Source organism: Salinifilum ghardaiensis (assembly GCF_054491345.1).
Genome location: NZ_CM137101.1, coordinates 60,862 through 76,482, shown reverse-complemented (window position 1 = coordinate 76,482; position 15,621 = coordinate 60,862). Strand labels below are relative to the sequence as shown.

The following is a 15,621-nucleotide window of genomic DNA, read 5'->3' as shown; positions in this document are numbered from 1 at the left end:
CGCGGGAAGCCTCAGTGCAGGGGCGCGGCGGTCCGCGAGGACCCCGGCCCGCCGCGCACCCGCCGCTCGTTCGAGCGGGTCCGGGCCTGCTGCTCGCCAGATGACCGCTCGCCGGTCTGCCCACCAGCATCCTGCTCGTCACCGGCCTCCTCCCCGGCGGCCTCCGCCGCACCGGACTCCGGCTGCGCCTCGTCCTCGCCGGGCGAGTCCGACTCCCCACCGGGCGAGTCCGGGTCCCCGCCGGGCGACTCGGGGGACACGCGCACTCCCGGGGCGAACTTCGGCACGCGCATCAGGACCTTCATCCCCGCGCCCTGCTCGGTCTCCACCACGAGCGCGTAGTCGTTGCCGAACGTGGCCCGCATGCGGTTGTTGATGTTGCCGAGCCCCACGTGCGCACCGGTCATGTGCGCATCGGCCAGCTCGGCGTCGAGCCGGTCCGGATCCATGCCCACGCCGTCGTCGTCGACGCTGATCAGCGCCTCCGCGCCGTTGTCCTCGGCGATCAGCGTGACCGTCCCGCCGCCGGGCTTGTCCGCCAGGCCGTGCCGCACCGCGTTCTCCACCAGCGGCTGCAGCGCCAGGAACGGCACGACCACGGGCAGCACCTCGGGCGCGATCTTGAGCTGGACCTTGAGCCGGTCCGGGCCGAACCGGGCCCGCTCCAGCGTGAGGTAGCGGTCGATGTTGCGGATCTCGTCGGCCAGCGTGGTGTACAGGCCGGTGGTGCGGAACGAGTACCGCGTGAAGTCGGCGAACTCCTGCAGCAGGTCCCGCGCGTGGTCGGGGTCGGTGCGGATCAGCGAACTGATCGTGTTCAGCGCGTTGTAGATGAAGTGCGGGGAGATCTGCGCCCGCAGCGCGCGCACCTCGGCCTGGGCGAGCTGGCGCCGCGACTCCTGCAGCTCGGCCAGCTCCAGCTGGGTGGCCACGTGGTGGGCGACCTCCCCGCTCGCCCGCAGCAGCCGCTTGCGGTCGCCGTCGGCGATGATCACCAGCGCACCGCGGGTCTCGCCCTCGACGTCCAGCGGCACGACGATCGCGTGCCGCATCGGGCAGGAGCGCTGCTCGCAGGGGACGTCGGAGTGCTCGACGTACTCGCGCTTGCCCGTGCGCAGCACCTGCTCGATCGTGCCGCGCAGGTCCTCGTAGTGGTGGTTGGCCCCGCCGTCCCAGCTGAGCAGCTGCCCCTCGGCGTCGACGATGCCGACGGCGCCGCAGGAGAGCAGCTCCCGCAGGTGCGGGGCGGTCCTGTCCGCCGACTCCTGGCTCAGGCCGTCCCGCAGGTGCGGGGCGGCGCTGGTGACGCGGTGCAGCGCGGCGAGGGTGGCGTCTTCCACGGAGGTGCTCACCCGGCGGGCGCGGCACAGCAGCACGAACATCCCGAGCACTGCCAGTGCGGCGAACGCCGTGAGCACCGTGCGCTCCGTCAACAGCTCCGGCACGGGCTTCACTATTTCCGATGGCCACCGGCCGGGACAAGGTAACCACGTCGGGTGCACTTCGTGCGTCGACGAGCGGTAGCCGCACTTCCGCTGAGCAGAACGAGCGCGGCCGAACTCCGCCGCGCGCCCGGGGGACGCGGGAGTCCGCGGCCGGCCGTTCGACCGGTCGCGACCTACTCGACCGGTTGCAGCTCCCCGTTCATGTCGGGCTCGGCGTACAGCTCGATGTGCCGGGCCACCTGCGCCGCCTGCTGGCGCACGTTGACGGGGCCGCGCACCGACCCGGTCCACTTCTCCGGCGGGTGCTCGTCGGCGTCGCCCGGGGTGCTCGCGGTCAGCTGCCAGGGGCGGCGCATGATCCAGCGCACCGGGAAGAACAGCACCAGCACGGCCAGGGCCGCGATGAGCCACACCGGCACGACGACACCGTCGGGCGTCCACAGCACGAACAGCACCACGAGGAACAGCAGCGCCGAACCCATGAGGATCGGCGGCATCGAGCCGCCGTTGATGTCGTGCTCGAACTCGTCGGGAGCCAGTGGGTTGGACCACTCGACGTGGGCCTCGATGGTCCACTCCCGGCCATCGGATCCCCGTACGACCCGGTTCATCCTCGCCTCCCGCCAGGCGGTCCGCACACGTGTGCACGTTGATCATGCGCGGGCCCACCGTACCGCGCGGAGCCCCGCCGCGGAGAGGGAAGCGCGGTCGAACCGCCCCCATCGTTGGAGCGGACGCACCGCGCCGAGCCGGCGGCGGCTCCCGGCGAGGACCCCCCGTCGGGGCCCGCGCGGGGGTGCGTTAGTGTGGTGGCACCGGCGAACGAGGCCGGGACGAAGAGAACATGCGGATGTAGCGCAGCGGTAGCGCATCAGCTTGCCAAGCTGAGGGTCGCGGGTTCGAATCCCGTCATCCGCTCCACCCGAAACCCCCGGTCCGCGGACCGGGGGTTTCGTCGTGCGCCGCCGGCAGGAGCTGCCCGGGGGAGGTCCTCGCGGCGAGGTGCGCCTTCCCGGGAGATGTGCGCACCGCTCCCACCGGCTACGTTGCCGCCATGGACGTGAAGCGGACCTTCTTCGACGGCTTGGAACTCTTCGGCGGGGCGGTGCGCGCCGTGCCCCCGGACGCCTGGGACAGGCCCACCCCCTGCGCCGAGTGGAACGCGCGCCAGCTGGTGGGACACCTGGTGAGCGTGCTGGAACTGGCCGGCGCCACCATCCGCGGCGACGAGAACCCGCCCGGTTCCACCGCCCCCGCGGAGCTGGGCGCGGACCCGGCGGCCGAGTGGCCGCGCGCGGCGGCACGCACCCGCGCGGAGGTGGAGCGCGCCGATTTGGACGAGGTGCGCACGACCATGTTCGGGGAGGTCCCGCTGCGGCAGGCGCTGGGATTCCCCGCGGTCGACCTGTACCTGCACACCTGGGACCTCGGCCGCGCCCACGGGCGCCGGGTCGCACTCCCCGACCACGTGCTGACGTGGGCGGAGCAGTTCCTGCGGCAGATCCCGGAGGAGGCGCTGCGCTCGCCGAACGCGTTCGGGCCGGAGCAGCCGGCTCCGGAGGGGGCGGACGCGACGGAGCGGTTGATGGCGTTCCTCGGCCGCACGCCCTGAGGAGCGGGGTCCGCTCCCCGTCCCGGAGCCGGCGCGCCCGAACGCGGTCGCGTCCCGAGCTCCGGTCCGCCCGAGTCCCGGCTCGTCCGCTCAGCCGCTCGCGATCGCGGCGAGTTCGCGGTCCAGCTCCGCGCGCACCTCGGCCTCGCCGATCCGCCCGAACAGCAGGTGCAGCGACAGCCCGTCGACGAGGAGGTGCAGGCGGCGCGCGGAGACCTCGACGTCCTGCGCGCCCCCACCCGCCAGGTGCTCGACGACGTCCCGCAGGAACGCGCGGAGCTCGTCGAAGTGCCGCCGCTGCTGCTCGGCGACGCCCGGATCGACCCGCGCGAGGTCGAGGAACGCGAAGGAGATCGCGGCTTCGGTGCTGCGCTCCGCGTCGAACGGCAGGACCTCGCCGATCAGCTCCCGCGCGGCCGCGCACCGCGTCCTGCCCCCGAAGCCGCGCTCCATCCGCTCGCGGAGGCGGGCGGCGACGCGTTCGGCGACCAGTTCCGCGGTGAAGGCCAGCAGCTCCGCCTTCGTCGCGAAGTAGTGGCGCAGGGCTCCGGTGGACCAGCCGGACTCGGCGGCGACGGTGCGGATGCTCACCGCCTCGGCCCCCTCGCGCGCGACGAGCCGCTGCACCGCCGCGCCGATCTCGGCGCGGCGCTGCTCGTGATCGACCACCTTGGGCACGTGGCTTTTATATCACGACCGTGCTACAAAGGTTTCAACACAGTCGTGCTAAAAAATGGGGGAGCCATGCTGGTCGGACTCATCATCGGCTGCGAGATCGGCTTCTGGGCGCTGCTGCTCGCCGGGCTCGCCGCGCGCTACCTCGCGCGGCGCAACCGCCTGAGCACGGCGCTGCTCGCGGCCATCCCGCTCGTCGACGTGGTGCTGCTGCTCGCCTCGGTCGCCGACCTGCGCACCGGTGGCGCGGCGAGCCCGGTGCACGGCATCGCCGCCATCTACCTGGGCGTGACGGTGGTGCTCGGCCCGGCGATGGTGCGCCGGGCCGACGAGCACTTCGCCCACCGCTTCGCCGGCGGCCCGCCGCCGACCCGCGCACCCCGCACCGGACGCGCCAGGGCGCGGCACGAACGGCGGCAGTGGCTGCGGCACTTGGCGGCGTGGGCCCTCGGCGCGCTCATCGGCGGCGTGTTCCTGCTGCTCATCGGGGACCTGCAGGCGGCGCTGCCCGCCCTGCAACCGCTGAAGGTGTGGACGATCGTGCTCGCGGTCGACGCGCTCATCACCCTGAGCTACCAGCTCGCCCCTCCCCGCCGGGAGCGGGAGCCGCAGCGCGGCTGAGACGACGCGGCCCGGGCCCGCGCACGCGGGCGGCGTGATCTGTTCGCGCTGGTCCAGCCACCACCGGGCAGCCCGGGCCCGCGCACGCGGGCGGCGCCGATGCCCGATCGACCCGCGCATCCGCCGTCACGCGCGGTGAGCGAACCCGGGAGCGCAGGAACGGTCCGGGCCGGCAGCTGGTCCTCCGGCGCGACGCCGTGCCGCGCGATGAACGCGCTCACCCGCGCGGACGGCTGCGCCGCGGGCGTGGTGGTCGCTGCAGCGACCACCACGCCGCCGCCAGCCCCGCGACGTCCACGGTGACCACGAGAGCGATGACCAGGAAGAACGGGATCACGCGGCGCCTCCCGCGGTGCACCGGTCCTCGTGCGCGTCCAGCTCCTCCGCATCGGTGGAGTACCAGCCGCAGCGGTAGCACGACCGCGACAGCCGCTCCCGGTACTGCTGCTGGGTCTCGTCCGGGCGCCTGCGCATGTGCGGAGGCCGCCCGCTCGACCGCCCGGTGCTCGGGTCGGCCGCCCGCACGCTCGGCTGCGCGCTCGGTCGCCCGGGGGCCAGGCCGGCCGTCCGGTCAGCCGCCTGCTCGGTCGGCTGCCCGTTCCCCTGCTCCGCCGCCGGACCGTCCGCCCGCCCGCTCGGCGGGCCCGTCCGCCGCCCGGTCACCGCGCCCTCCCGGTGGACCGCCGCTGCGCACCGGCATCCCGCCGGTGCGCGCGGATCTCGGCACGCGAGCGGGCCCCGACCAGCGCACGGGCGCGCTCGTCGCAGTCCGGGCAGGTCTCCCACAGCCACGCGACCTCCCCGGCCGCCGCGGGCACCCGCTTCCCGCAAAGCGTGGACACGCCGGTGTCCTCGGGGTACGCCCGACCGCTGCGCGGCGGGCGGGGATCGGTCGTGGCGTGCCGCGCTCCCTGCGCCGGCACCCATGAGAACGGATGGGGCATGTCGGGGCTCCGCCTTCCTGCGCTCCTGTCCTCCGGGTTGCCGCTGAGCCGATATGCGGGCTCGCGATCTTGAGGAGACATTCACAAAAGACATGTCCCATATCAAGTTTTCGAAGGACTATTCCCTTGAGATGCATTCGAACGGTGTACAACGATCACGGGAGGATGCGCGTGCCACACTGCTCGAGCGCCAAGTAGCTGCTTCGAAAGGTCAGCCATGACACGTACTCCGGGGCCGAGCGTCCGCCGCCGGCAGCTCGGTGCCATGCTGCGCCAGCTGCGACAGGAGTCGGGATACACGCTCAAGGACGCGGCCGAGTGGCTGGGCATGGGCGAAAGCGGCGTTTCGAAGCTCGAGAAGGCCAGGTCCGTCATCAAGGCGCAGACCATCCGAGCGCTCGGCCAGTTCTACGACGTGGACGCCGCCAAGCTCGACTACCTGCTCCGCCTGGCCAACGAAGCGAACCAACGCGGTTGGTGGGCGGCCTACCGCGACACGGTCCCCGAGTGGTTCAGGACCTTCGTCAGCCTCGAGGCCGACGCGCTCGATCTCTGGAACTACGAGGCCGAGCACGTCCCGGGGCTGCTGCAAACATCCGGGTACGCCAGGGAACTCCTCCGCGCGAATCGTCCCGACCTTTCCGAGGACGAGATCGAGCGCCAAGTGCGGGTGCGGCAAGAACGGCAGACCCGGATCGACGACGAGGAACCGCCGAGGCTGCACTTCTACATCAACGAAGCCGTCATCCGCCGTCCGACGGCCGACCCGTCCGTCTGGGGTGAACAGCTCGACTTCCTCGTGAAAGCGTCCCAGCTCGAGCACGTCTCGCTGCGCATCCTGCCGTTCACCGCCGGCATTCATCCCGCCATGGCCGGAGCGTTCGTCATGATGCAATTCCCCGAGGAGGATGCGGCCGCGTTCGTGTACGTCGAGAACGAACGCGGTGGGATCTACCTGGAAGACCCCGGCGACATCCACCGCTACACGTTCATCGTGCACACGCTCGACGAGCAGCAAGCGTTGAGCTGCGCGGAATCGCGCACGATGCTGGTGGAAGCAGCTGAAGAGAACAACACATAGGCGGAAGGGCGAACACGACCATGTCCGGCATCAAGCCAACCCATTGGCGCAAGCCTGAACGTTCCGGCAGCAACGGCGGCAACTGCGTCGAAGTCGGCCGCGTCGGCGGCGGCGCCGCCGTGCGCGACACGAAGAACCGCGCGGCCGGCCACTTCACCACCAGCCGCGCCCAGTGGCAGGCGTTCATCGCGGCCCTGAAGACCGACCGCTTCACCTGAGCACGAGCGCAACGGCGTCCCACCAGCCGGCGGGGCGCCGCGCGCGCCGACTACACCGCCGAGGTCCGTGCGGTGAAGCGAACGTCCAGCTCAGCACCGAGCGCACGGGCGAGGCGTTCGAGCACGGGAATCGTCGGAACGGTGCCGCCGGCTTCGAAACGCGCCACTGCCGGCTGGGTCATGTCGGCCTCTTCAGCGAGCTCGGCCTGGGTCCGCCCGAGTCGCTCGCGCATCTCGCGAACCCGCTCGCCGAGTTCGAAAGTCAGGCGTGCGGCTTCGCAGGCCTCCTCCGCACCGGGCTCGCTCATGCGCCTGTCGCGGAGCTCGCGCCAATCAGCCCGCTCGGCCACCTGCCTCACTCCCCGTATTGCTCCTCGACCGTGTGCGCTTCCGCCGTGCAGCGCTGCACCGCCCTTCGAGGGCGTTCCGCTCCGCGCGGCTCACTCCGCGGTGACGCCGAGGCCCGCCGGGCAGGCCACGCCCGTCCCCGCGATGCCGCAGTAGCCGAACGGGTTCTTCGTCTCCGCCAGGTACTGCTGGTGGTAGGTCTCCGCGTAGTAGAACTCGCCGAGGTGGGCGATCTCCGTGGTCACCTCGCCGTGGCCGGCCTGGCGGAGCGCGTCGGCGTAGGCCTCGCGGCTCGCCTCGGCCTGCCGCAGCTGCTGCTCGTCGGTGCAGTACACCGCCGAGCGGTACTGCGTGCCCACGTCGTTGCCCTGCCGCATGCCCTGCGTCGGGTCGTGGTTCTCCCAGAACACGCGCAGCAGGTCGGCGTAGCTGATCAGCTGCGGGTCGAACACGACGAGCACCACCTCGGCGTGCCCGGTCAGACCGCTGCACACCTCTTCGTAGGTGGGGTTGGGGGTGTAGCCGCCCGCGTAGCCGACCGCCGTGGACCACACGCCCCCGGTCCGCCAGAACACGCGCTCCGCGCCCCAGAAGCAGCCCATGCCGAACACGGCGGTGCGCAGACCTTCCGGAAACGGCGGCGCGATCCGGCGGTCCGGATGCACCTCGTGGTGCTCGGCCACGGGCATCGGCGTGGACCGCCCCGGCAGGGCCGCACCGGGCTCGGGCATCGTGCTCTTGTTCCCGAAAAGCGCCATGGGACCGAGGATACGCCCGCGACGCGGCCGCGCGTACCCGTGCGGGCACCCCCGCGCGGACGCGCGGCCGTGCCCGCGGACGACCCGGCGCGCGTGCGCTGCAGCACACCTGCCCGCGATCGCCGGCGGAGCGGCTCCGGCTGGCCCGTCCGGGAGCACGATTTCGCAGAGCTCACACCTCGGGTGGTGTACCCGGCGAGGAGCGCGACGTGCAGAATGACGACTGGTCGCGTGCCGGTTTCGCGTGGCCGGAAATCCGGAAAGGGAATCATCCGTGACCTGGCAAGACGAGCTGCAGCAACTCGACGCCGAGTTCGAGGCGGGCCGCATCTCCGCCGAGGAGCACCGCCGCCGCCGCGAAGCGCTCCTCGGAGCCGGCAGCACCGCCCAGCCGGACGCGTCCGAGCAGGACGCGCCGGAGCAGTCGCAGCACGGTCCCGCCGGAGCAGGCCAGGAGCCCGCCGCGGGCGGGGTCGACCCCTTTCCGCCGCCGTTCACCTGGCCCGGCTCGAACCGGAGCGGCGAGCAGGGCCGGAACGAGCAGCCGCATCCCCCACCGGCGCCGCAGTCGCCGCGACCCGCGCAGCAGCACGGCCCGGCACCCCGACCCCAGCAGCCGGCACAGCCCCAGCAGTCGGTGCAGCCGGGCCCGCAACCGCAGCAGGACCAGTCCCAGCAGCCGGAGCAGGCCACGGAGCAGAACGCGCCGGTGAGCCCCGCGGCGCAGCTGCCCCCGGAGATGGGCCGCGCGCAGTCACCGGCCGACGCCAACAGCACCCAGATCGTCGACCCGCAGCAGCTCGGCCAGGTCCAGGCAGCCCAGCAGGGCCAAGCGGCCCCGCAGGCGCCGCCGCAGCAGCCGCCCGGTCCGGGTCAGCCGCAGCCGGTGCAGCAGCCCTGGCCGCAGCAGCCGTGGGGAGGTCAGCACCCGCAGCAGGGCTGGGGCGTGAACACCGCGGGCACCCCGTGGGGGAACGCCGAGATCCCGCCGCCGGACGGCGGTGCGCCGTGGCTGCGCCACACCCCCGGCGGCTTCGAGGAGCCGATCGAGCGCAAACCCAAGCGCGGCAAGCTCTACGCCTGGCTCTCGGTCGTCGGCGTGCTGGTGGTCGCGGGGGCGGTGGCCGCGGTGGCGCTGTTCGTGCCGCTCGGCAGCGGTGACGAGCAGGCGCAGCAGCCCACCTCGCAGCCGGCCCCGCCCCCGCCGTCACCGACGCCGACGACGAGCGCGCCGCCGGAACCGCCCGCGCCGAAACCCGCACCGAAGGACTCGGGCCAGGTGCTCGTGCCCCCGCCGAAGCCACCGCACCCGTGGTCCGGCGGATTGGACCGGCGCGCGTGGGCGAGCCCGAAGGGGCAGGTGCTGAAGCCGCGCCAGGTGCGGGACTTCGCCCTGAACAACGGGCTGCGCGGGGGTTGGTTCTCCGGCAGCGAGGGCTCCGGCCCGCGCGTGACGATGCTCGCCCTGCGGATGCCGAACGAGCGCACAGCGCGTTCCGTGGCCGACCGGTACCTGCAGGCCCAGCGGGACCTGTCCCCCGTGGACGAGATGTCGTACCAGGGGGTCGAGGTGCTCGGCGGCGACTCCACGTACCGCACCGCCTACGTCGCCCACGACTGGGCCGTGATCGTCGACGTCAGCGGCGAACCGGAGCAGAGCAAGCAGGCCGACTCGCTGTTCTCCCGGGTGCTCGACGCGCAGCTGGCGAAGACCCCGCCCACCGTCCGCGACTGACCCCGAGCGGGGCGATCACCCCTCCCCGCGAAGCTCCCGAACGGGACGATCACCCCGCCCCGATTGACCCCGCCTTCCGAGCTCCAGCGAGTGGCGAAGACCACCCGACACGCGGAAACCCTGTGGACAACTCAACCCCTTGTGGATGGATCATGCTCCATTCGCGTGGGGACGGCTTACAATTTTCATGAAAATTGTGCTCTCTGGAACGGGTCCAGAGAGGAGCACCCCTGCACGGGGCGGGGCGGGGAGACAGGGGCCGGCGGGGTGATCACCTCTCCGCGGGGATCTTGCCGAGTTCGAGCAGGCCCCGCACCGCCGCGCGGTGGGCCTCGGGGCCGCACTGCTCGGCCACGGCCTCCTGACCGGCGCGGGAGAGCTCCCGCCACTCGGCGCCGTCCGCGAGCAGGCGCACCGCGGCCTCGGCCAGTTCCGCGGGCGTGCCGCCGACGCGGATGCCCTCGCCGTCGCCGAGCAGCAGCCCTTCGGGCGCGATGCCCGTGCCCACCACCGGAACTCCGCACGCCAGGCTCGCGCCGACCACCTCCGCCGCCCCGGTGCCGAACCGCAGCGGCGCCAGGGTCACCCGGGCACGCGCGCACCACCGGGCGAGCTCGCCGCTGAGCTCGTGCACGGCCACGCCGGGCTGTTCCAGGTCGCGGACCTCGCCGGCGGGACCGGTGCCGACGATGTCCAGCCGGACCTCCGGGAACCGCCGCCACACCAGCGGCATGATCTGCTCGACCGCCCACCGCGCCGCGTCCACAGTGTCCTCTTCCGTGAAATCTCCTGCGAGGAGTACCCCCTCGCGATCACCAGGATCATCCTGGACGGACTCGATTACCTGCACGGTGGACAGAACATGGACCTCCGGTTCCGGTGCCTCCCCGGTCAGCGCCCGCCGGTGCGCCGCCCCGGCGACGAGGACGGCATCCGCCGCCCGCACCGCGGCCAGCTCCCGCTCCCGCGCGGCGGCGCTGCGCCGGCGCAACGCGCTCGCCGCGTCCGCGTCGCCGAGTTCCGAGGCCAGCTCGGCCCGCCTGCGCAGCCCGAGGAAGGCCGGTTCCACCGCGTCGTGGACGACGACCGCCCCGGGCGCGCTGGTGCGCAGCTGCTCCAGCAGCGCCCACGTCGCGCGCGAGCGGGACAGCACGGCCAGCGCGACCTCCGTTCCCACCTCGCGCAGGAACGCCTGCTGCGCAGCGGCCCGCGGCAGCACGAGCACCCCGAGCTGCCGCAGCTCGCCCGTGTCCGGCTCGGGCGTGCCGTGGTCGTCCGGGAGGAACACCACGCGGCAGCCGAACTCCCGCAGCTGCTCCAGCAGACCGCGCATCCGCCGCGCCCCGGCGTCCACGCCCGGCCGCGGCACGCGCTCGCCCGCGACCAGCACCACGGGGCCGTGGTGGCCGTGCGTGCCGCGCTGCCGCGCCAGCCACAGGTCGCGCGCACCGGACCCCGCCAGGTGCTCGCGCTCGAGCACCTCCGCCCACTTGCCCGCGAACGCCGCGCGGTCCTGCTCGAGGCGCTGCGCGCGGTCCTGCTCGCCCCGGGGCTGCGCCGCACCCGGCTCCTGCGCACCGGTATCCCCGACGTCCCCGGCCGCGCGGTCCCAGCCCCCGGCGTCCTGAGCACCGACCTCCGGGGCACCGAGGTCCCCGGCCGCGCGGTCCTGGGCGTGCTGCACGACGGCGGCGCGCGGCTGCACCACGGTGCGGAAACCCGCCGCACGCGCGGCGAAGGACAGGTCCGCCCCGGCGTAGTCCGCCGAGGTGAAGCGCGCGTCGAACCCGCCGAGGCGGCGGAACAGCTCCGCCCGCACCAGCAGCGCCGCGCCGGAGCAGTAGTCCACATCGCGCAGCACCCCGGACACGGGGTCCTCGTCCGCACCGGAACCCGGTGAGCGCGCGGTGCCGTCGGAGAAGACGACGCCGCCGGCCTGCCGCAGCCGACCGTCCGGCGCGAGGAGCGCGGCCCCGACCAGCCCGACGCCCCCGTCCGCGCGCAGCACATCGACGAGACCGTCCAACCAGGACTCGGTGACCCCGCCGGTGAGGAACAGCAGGAACTCGCCCCGCGCGTGCTCCGCGCCGAGGCCGCAGGCGCCGGCGAACCCGAGGGGGCGTTCGCCGCGCACCGCCCGCGCTCCGCCGCACTCGGCCAGGCGCCGGGTGGTCTCCTCGGACGCGCCGTCGTCGACGACGATCACCTCGAACGGCGCGGAGACCACGTGCCCGGCCAGCAACCGCAGGCGCTCGCGCGTGCGCGCCCACGCACCGCCCGCCGGGACGATGACGCTGACCTGCGGATTCCGCGAGCGCGGCACGTCGACCGGGCCGCTGCCGCCCCCGGCGGGACCAGGACCACCCCCGGGACCACCACCGGGACCGCCCCCGGTGACGGCACCACCGGCACCGGGCAGGTGCCGCAGCGCGCCGTCGACGAGGTCGCGGCGCCGCGTCCCACCGGGGGCGACCCGGTCGACGGCGCGCCGCACCAGGGCGCTGCGCTGCTGCTGCTCGGCCTCCCGCGCGGTCAGCTCCGCCGCCACCTCCGCGACCCGGCTCTGCGCCGCGGCGGCGCGCCCCTCCAACCGCGCAGCCGTGTCACGCAGCCACTGCACCTGCTCCTCGGCCCGCTCCGCCCGCTGCTCAGCACGCTCCGCCCGCTGCTCGGCCTCGTGCCGCTGCCGCTCGGCCTCGGCGCAGTCGGCGCGCAGGCCGGCCGCCTCGTCCGCACCACCGCGCACCAGCTCCAGCTCGGGGTCGAGCAGCACCGCGGCCGCGGGCAGCTTCGGCAGCTGCCGGTCGGAGGCGAACCCGATGAGACCGGTGTGCGGCAGGCCCTGCCGCACCTGCCAGCCGGTGGCGGTGCGCTGCGCCGTCTGCAGCCGCACGCCCTCGATCGCCGCGTCCGGGTCCCCCGGGTCGCTGGGCACGACCAGCGAACCCGCGGCGGGGTTCTGCTGCAGCACGGCCACGTGGCGGAACGCGCCTTCCAGCAGCGAACCGAAATCGGGCGCGGTGAGCCGGCGAGCGGGGTCGACGGCCCCGCCCTCCCCCGCGGACGCCGCTTCCCCGGTCTCCCCGGCAGCGGCGTCCGGGGTGCTGATGAGGACGAGCCCGCCGGGCGCCAGGCGCGAGCGGATCGCGTCGAGGACGGATTCGTGGTCCTCGACGCGCTCGAGGACGTGGAAGCAGACGATCACGTCGAAGGGGCGCTGCTCGGCCAGCAGCTCCGGGTCGGTGACCGCACCGGCCTGGAACTCCAACCGCCGCCCGCCGCGGGCGGCGCGCGCGTGCTCGACGGTGTCCGCGTCGTCGACGCCGACCACCTCGTCGGCCTCGGCGGCGAGCAGCGCGGAGCCGCGGCCCTCGCCGCAGCCCAGGTCGAGCACGCGCCTGCCCCGCGCGTAGCGCGACGCCACCGCGTACCGGTGGTGCTCGCAGACCAGCCGCGGGTCGTCGCCGGCAGCGCGGCGCCGTCCGCTCGGCTCGCTCGATCCGTCCTGCATCTCACCGCCACGATCCGCGCGCGTCAGTCCGGTTGTGCGCACACTAGCGGTTCCCGGTCGCGGGGATCGACATCTCGCCCGCCGGGAACGTCGCGACGGGCGCGGATGAAGGCTTCTTCATCCGAGTTTCACGTCCGTTCCACCGCTGATCGCCATGATGGGGCGCATGAAGCCAGCTTCCAAGGTGGCGCTGCTGCTCACCGCGATGGCGCTGCCGCTCGGTGCCGTCCTGGTGAGCTTCGCGCTCACCGACGAACCCCGCGCCCCGCAGGTCCCCGGTCGTGTCGAGGTGCGCACGCCCGAGGGAACGGCCCCGCCGTCCGGAGCGGGGGCTCCCGAGCCGTCCCCGGGGCGGGCACCCGGCAGCGCGACGGGACCGAGCGACCTCCCGCCCCCGCCGCCCGCGCACGACGACGACGCCGACGACCGGTTCGATGACGACCAGCGCGACGACTGACCCGGCCGACCGCTCGCAGCAGGCCTCGCGCCGGCGCACCGGCACGCGCATCCCGGCCCGCGCGCAGATCATGGGGTGGCTGCTGCTCGTGCTCGTGGTGGTGCTGCTGGCGGTGATCACGCTGACGCGGCAGTTCCTGCACACCGACGTGCTCAACAAGACGAGCGCCGCGCTGGAGCAGCAGGCGCGCGAGTTCAGCGCCTTCGCCGAGCAGGGCCGCGACCCGGCCACGGGGCGCGCGCTGGACGACCCCCGCGCGCTGTTCGAGACGTTCCTGTCGCAGCAGTACCCCGACCCGGAGGAGGCCCTGGTCGGCGCGTGGCGCACCCCGCAGGGCCCGCGGGCGCTGTCCCAGGAGCAGTCCCCGGCGGTGGAAGCCGTTGCGCAGGACCCCGCCGTGCTGCAGCGCCTGCTCGACGACCCGCGCACGAGCGGGCGCACGGACACCGCCCACGGACCGATGCACTGGGTCAAGATCCGCGCGGACACGGCGCAGGGGCCGGCCTGGTTCATCACGGAGCGGTTCACCGGGCAGGACGTGGCCAACGCCGACCGGACGGTGCGGCTGATCATCGGGGTGAGCGCGGTCGGCGTCGTGCTCGCCGCGGTGGCCTCGTGGATCATCGCCGGGCTGATCCTCGCGCCCGTCCGGGACGTGCGGCGCACCGCCGCGGAGATCAGCGAGCACGACCTGACCCGCCGCATCCCGGTGCAGGGCCGCGACGACATCGCGGCCCTGGCCGAGCAGTTCAACGCCATGCTGGACCGCCTGCAGGACGCCTTCGCCACCCAGCGGCAGTTCGTCGACGACGTCAGCCACGAGCTGCGCACGCCGATCACGATCGTGCGGGGCAACCTGGAGCTGCTGGGCTACGACCCCGCCGAGCGGCAGGAGGTGGTGCGCCTGTGCACCGACGAGCTGGACCGGATGACGCGCATCGTGGAGGACCTGCTCGTGCTGGCCAAGGCCGAGCGGCCCGACTTCGCCGCGCCGGCGACCGTCTCGCTGGCCGAGCTGACCAGCGACGTGGAGACGAAGATCCGCTCGCTGGGTGATCGGCGGTGGGTGCTGGAGCACCTCGGCGAGGGCGAGGTCGTGGTCGACGAGCAGCGCGCGACCCAGGCGATGGTGCAGCTGGCGCAGAACGCGGTGCAGCACACCGAGGTGGGCTCCGAGATCCGGATCGGGTCGCGGCTGCGGCAGGGGGCGGCCCTGCTGTGGATCACCGACCACGGGCCGGGGATCGATCCGGAGCGGGCCGAGCGGATCTTCGACCGCTTCGCGCACGGCGACGGCCAGCACGCCGGGGGCGCGGGCCTGGGCCTGGCGATCGTGCGCGCCATCGCCGATGCGCACCGCGGCCGGGTGCACGTGCGGTCGCGCCCGGGCGAGGGGGCCACGTTCACCCTGGAACTGCCGGTCGCCGGACCGGACGAGCGGGAGGAGGAGCCGCAGCAGGCATGAGCAGGATCCTGATCGTGGAGGACGAGGCCCGGATCGCCGCGTTCATCGAGAAGGGGCTGCGCGCGAACGGGTTCACCCCGACGGTGGTCGCGGACGGCCCGACGGCGCAGGACCACCTGGTCACCGGCGACTTCGACCTGGTGGTCCTCGACCTGGGGCTGCCCGGCCGGGACGGGTTCGCGGTGCTGCGCGCGGCGCGGGAGCAGCGGGTGACCGCGCCCGTGATCATCCTGACCGCGCGGGACTCGGTGCACGACACGGTCGCCGGCCTCGAAGGCGGTGCGGACGACTACATGACCAAACCGTTCCGCTTCGAGGAGCTGCTGGCCCGGGTGCGCCTGCGGCTGCGCTCCACCGACGGGGCGGGCGAGGCGACCGTGCTGCGGGCGGGCGAGCTCTCGCTGGACCTGCGCAGCCGCCGGGCCGGCACGCCGGAGGGCGCGGTGGAGCTGACCGCGCGGGAGTTCTCGATCCTGGAGGTCTTCCTGCGGCACCCGGGCCAGGTCCTGGCGCGGGAGCAGATCCTGTCGCACGTGTGGGGCTACGACTTCGACCCGGAGTCGAACGTGGTGGACGTCCACGTGCGCGGGCTGCGCCGCAAGCTCGGCGCGGAGCGCATCCGCACGGTCCGTGGCATGGGGTACCGCCTCGACGGGTGACAGGAGCACACACCTGTGGACAACTCCCTCCACAGGTGTGCACAACTCGCGTCGATCAGTCGTTTTCGCAGATCAACTCCTGTGGACAACTG

Annotated in this window: 16 protein-coding genes and 1 tRNA gene; 9 read left to right on the top strand and 8 right to left on the bottom strand. The window is 73.8% G+C overall.

From position 1 onward, the window contains the following. Positions 1–11: 11 nt before the first annotated feature. Both ACVGV0_RS00325 and ACVGV0_RS00320 read right to left on the bottom strand, forming a co-directional pair. Positions 12–1,445 (bottom strand): GAF domain-containing sensor histidine kinase, encoded by a 1,434-nt coding sequence (locus ACVGV0_RS00325; protein ID WP_459157839.1) that lies wholly within the window; start codon positions 1,443–1,445, stop codon positions 12–14. 173 nt (positions 1,446–1,618) lie between these two features. Beyond that, the gene (locus tag ACVGV0_RS00320; RefSeq protein WP_459157838.1) at positions 1,619–2,056 is read right to left on the bottom strand and encodes a DUF983 domain-containing protein; all 438 of its coding nucleotides are present in this window, start codon (positions 2,054–2,056) and stop codon (positions 1,619–1,621) included. A 235-nt stretch (positions 2,057–2,291) separates the two neighbouring features. Between ACVGV0_RS00320 and ACVGV0_RS00315 the strand changes: the two genes are divergently transcribed. Together ACVGV0_RS00315 and ACVGV0_RS00310 are read left to right on the top strand one after the other, a co-directional pair. Beyond that, a tRNA-Gly gene (locus tag ACVGV0_RS00315) sits at positions 2,292–2,366 on the top strand. 133 nt (positions 2,367–2,499) lie between these two features. Further along, entirely contained in the window at positions 2,500–3,057 is a 558-nt protein-coding gene (locus tag ACVGV0_RS00310; protein ID WP_459157837.1) for a TIGR03086 family metal-binding protein, read from the top strand. 90 nt (positions 3,058–3,147) lie between these two features. On the opposite strand, the gene ACVGV0_RS00305 is transcribed toward ACVGV0_RS00310, so the two are convergent. Then, entirely contained in the window at positions 3,148–3,735 is a 588-nt protein-coding gene (locus tag ACVGV0_RS00305; RefSeq protein ID WP_459157836.1) for a TetR/AcrR family transcriptional regulator, read from the bottom strand. A gap of 66 nt (positions 3,736–3,801) precedes the next feature. Here ACVGV0_RS00305 and ACVGV0_RS00300 point away from each other — a divergent pair, with 66 nt between their 5' ends. After that, complete coding sequence (locus ACVGV0_RS00300) at positions 3,802–4,353, top strand: hypothetical protein (protein WP_459157835.1); 552 nt, start codon at positions 3,802–3,804, stop codon at positions 4,351–4,353. Between the two features lie 333 nt (positions 4,354–4,686). Here the strand turns inward: ACVGV0_RS00300 and ACVGV0_RS00295 are convergent, their stop codons facing one another. After that, the gene (locus tag ACVGV0_RS00295; RefSeq protein WP_459157834.1) at positions 4,687–5,016 is read right to left on the bottom strand and encodes a hypothetical protein; all 330 of its coding nucleotides are present in this window, start codon (positions 5,014–5,016) and stop codon (positions 4,687–4,689) included. Continuing rightward, positions 5,013–5,297, bottom strand: a complete 285-nt coding sequence (locus tag ACVGV0_RS00290) for a zinc finger protein (RefSeq protein WP_459157833.1) — start codon at positions 5,295–5,297, stop codon at positions 5,013–5,015. Before ACVGV0_RS00290 ends, ACVGV0_RS00295 begins: the two co-directional genes overlap by 4 nt. Positions 5,298–5,514: 217 nt before the next feature. On the opposite strand from ACVGV0_RS00290, the gene ACVGV0_RS00285 reads away from it, so the two are divergent. Together ACVGV0_RS00285 and ACVGV0_RS00280 are read left to right on the top strand one after the other, a co-directional pair. Next, positions 5,515–6,378 carry a helix-turn-helix domain-containing protein gene (locus ACVGV0_RS00285; RefSeq protein ID WP_459157832.1) on the top strand — a complete coding sequence of 288 codons (864 nt, stop codon included), beginning with the start codon at positions 5,515–5,517 and terminating at the stop codon, positions 6,376–6,378. A 20-nt stretch (positions 6,379–6,398) separates the two neighbouring features. After that, positions 6,399–6,596: a DUF397 domain-containing protein gene (locus tag ACVGV0_RS00280; protein WP_459157831.1), complete on the top strand. Its 198-nt coding sequence runs from the start codon at positions 6,399–6,401 to the stop codon at positions 6,594–6,596. A gap of 50 nt (positions 6,597–6,646) precedes the next feature. On the opposite strand, the gene ACVGV0_RS00275 is transcribed toward ACVGV0_RS00280, so the two are convergent. Then, a complete protein-coding gene (locus tag ACVGV0_RS00275) occupies positions 6,647–6,955 on the bottom strand; it encodes a helix-turn-helix domain-containing protein (RefSeq protein ID WP_459157830.1) in 309 nt (102 codons plus the stop codon). 81 nt (positions 6,956–7,036) lie between these two features. Further along, complete coding sequence (gene msrA, locus ACVGV0_RS00270) at positions 7,037–7,702, bottom strand: peptide-methionine (S)-S-oxide reductase MsrA (protein WP_459157829.1); 666 nt, start codon at positions 7,700–7,702, stop codon at positions 7,037–7,039. A gap of 274 nt (positions 7,703–7,976) precedes the next feature. On the opposite strand from msrA, the gene ACVGV0_RS00265 reads away from it, so the two are divergent. Beyond that, positions 7,977–9,437 carry a hypothetical protein gene (locus ACVGV0_RS00265; protein WP_459157828.1) on the top strand — a complete coding sequence of 487 codons (1,461 nt, stop codon included), beginning with the start codon at positions 7,977–7,979 and terminating at the stop codon, positions 9,435–9,437. Between the two features lie 271 nt (positions 9,438–9,708). Here ACVGV0_RS00265 and ACVGV0_RS00260 read toward each other — a convergent pair whose 3' ends face one another. Then, positions 9,709–12,948, bottom strand: a complete 3,240-nt coding sequence (locus tag ACVGV0_RS00260; RefSeq protein ID WP_459157827.1) for a methyltransferase domain-containing protein — start codon at positions 12,946–12,948, stop codon at positions 9,709–9,711. Between the two features lie 166 nt (positions 12,949–13,114). On the opposite strand from ACVGV0_RS00260, the gene ACVGV0_RS00255 reads away from it, so the two are divergent. Genes ACVGV0_RS00255 through ACVGV0_RS00245 form a run of 3 tightly spaced genes read left to right on the top strand, consistent with a single transcriptional unit; the run spans position 13,115 to position 15,529 of the window. Then, complete coding sequence (locus ACVGV0_RS00255) at positions 13,115–13,405, top strand: hypothetical protein (RefSeq protein WP_459157826.1); 291 nt, start codon at positions 13,115–13,117, stop codon at positions 13,403–13,405. Beyond that, positions 13,383–14,870, top strand: a complete 1,488-nt coding sequence (locus ACVGV0_RS00250; RefSeq protein ID WP_459157825.1) for a sensor histidine kinase — start codon at positions 13,383–13,385, stop codon at positions 14,868–14,870. Before ACVGV0_RS00255 ends, ACVGV0_RS00250 begins: the two co-directional genes overlap by 23 nt. After that, entirely contained in the window at positions 14,867–15,529 is a 663-nt protein-coding gene (locus ACVGV0_RS00245) for a response regulator transcription factor (protein WP_459157824.1), read from the top strand. The genes ACVGV0_RS00250 and ACVGV0_RS00245 overlap by 4 nt, the downstream gene beginning before the upstream one ends. Positions 15,530–15,621: the final 92 nt, after the last annotated feature.

Bases quoted from the DNA above. Each gene is read 5' to 3' on its own strand.
- ACVGV0_RS00285 (WP_459157832.1), top strand. From the start codon at position 5,515: ATGACACGTACTCCGGGGCCGAGCGTCCGCCGCCGGCAGCTCGGTGCC.
- ACVGV0_RS00255 (WP_459157826.1), top strand. From the start codon at position 13,115: ATGAAGCCAGCTTCCAAGGTGGCGCTGCTGCTCACCGCGATGGCGCTG.
- ACVGV0_RS00290 (WP_459157833.1), bottom strand. From the start codon at position 5,297: ATGCCCCATCCGTTCTCATGGGTGCCGGCGCAGGGAGCGCGGCACGCC.
- ACVGV0_RS00310 (WP_459157837.1), top strand. From the start codon at position 2,500: ATGGACGTGAAGCGGACCTTCTTCGACGGCTTGGAACTCTTCGGCGGG.
- ACVGV0_RS00260 (WP_459157827.1), bottom strand. From the start codon at position 12,948: ATGCAGGACGGATCGAGCGAGCCGAGCGGACGGCGCCGCGCTGCCGGC.
- ACVGV0_RS00245 (WP_459157824.1), top strand. From the start codon at position 14,867: ATGAGCAGGATCCTGATCGTGGAGGACGAGGCCCGGATCGCCGCGTTC.
- msrA (WP_459157829.1), bottom strand. From the start codon at position 7,702: ATGGCGCTTTTCGGGAACAAGAGCACGATGCCCGAGCCCGGTGCGGCC.
- ACVGV0_RS00300 (WP_459157835.1), top strand. From the start codon at position 3,802: ATGCTGGTCGGACTCATCATCGGCTGCGAGATCGGCTTCTGGGCGCTG.
- ACVGV0_RS00280 (WP_459157831.1), top strand. From the start codon at position 6,399: ATGTCCGGCATCAAGCCAACCCATTGGCGCAAGCCTGAACGTTCCGGC.
- ACVGV0_RS00250 (WP_459157825.1), top strand. From the start codon at position 13,383: ATGACGACCAGCGCGACGACTGACCCGGCCGACCGCTCGCAGCAGGCC.
- ACVGV0_RS00320 (WP_459157838.1), bottom strand. From the start codon at position 2,056: ATGAACCGGGTCGTACGGGGATCCGATGGCCGGGAGTGGACCATCGAG.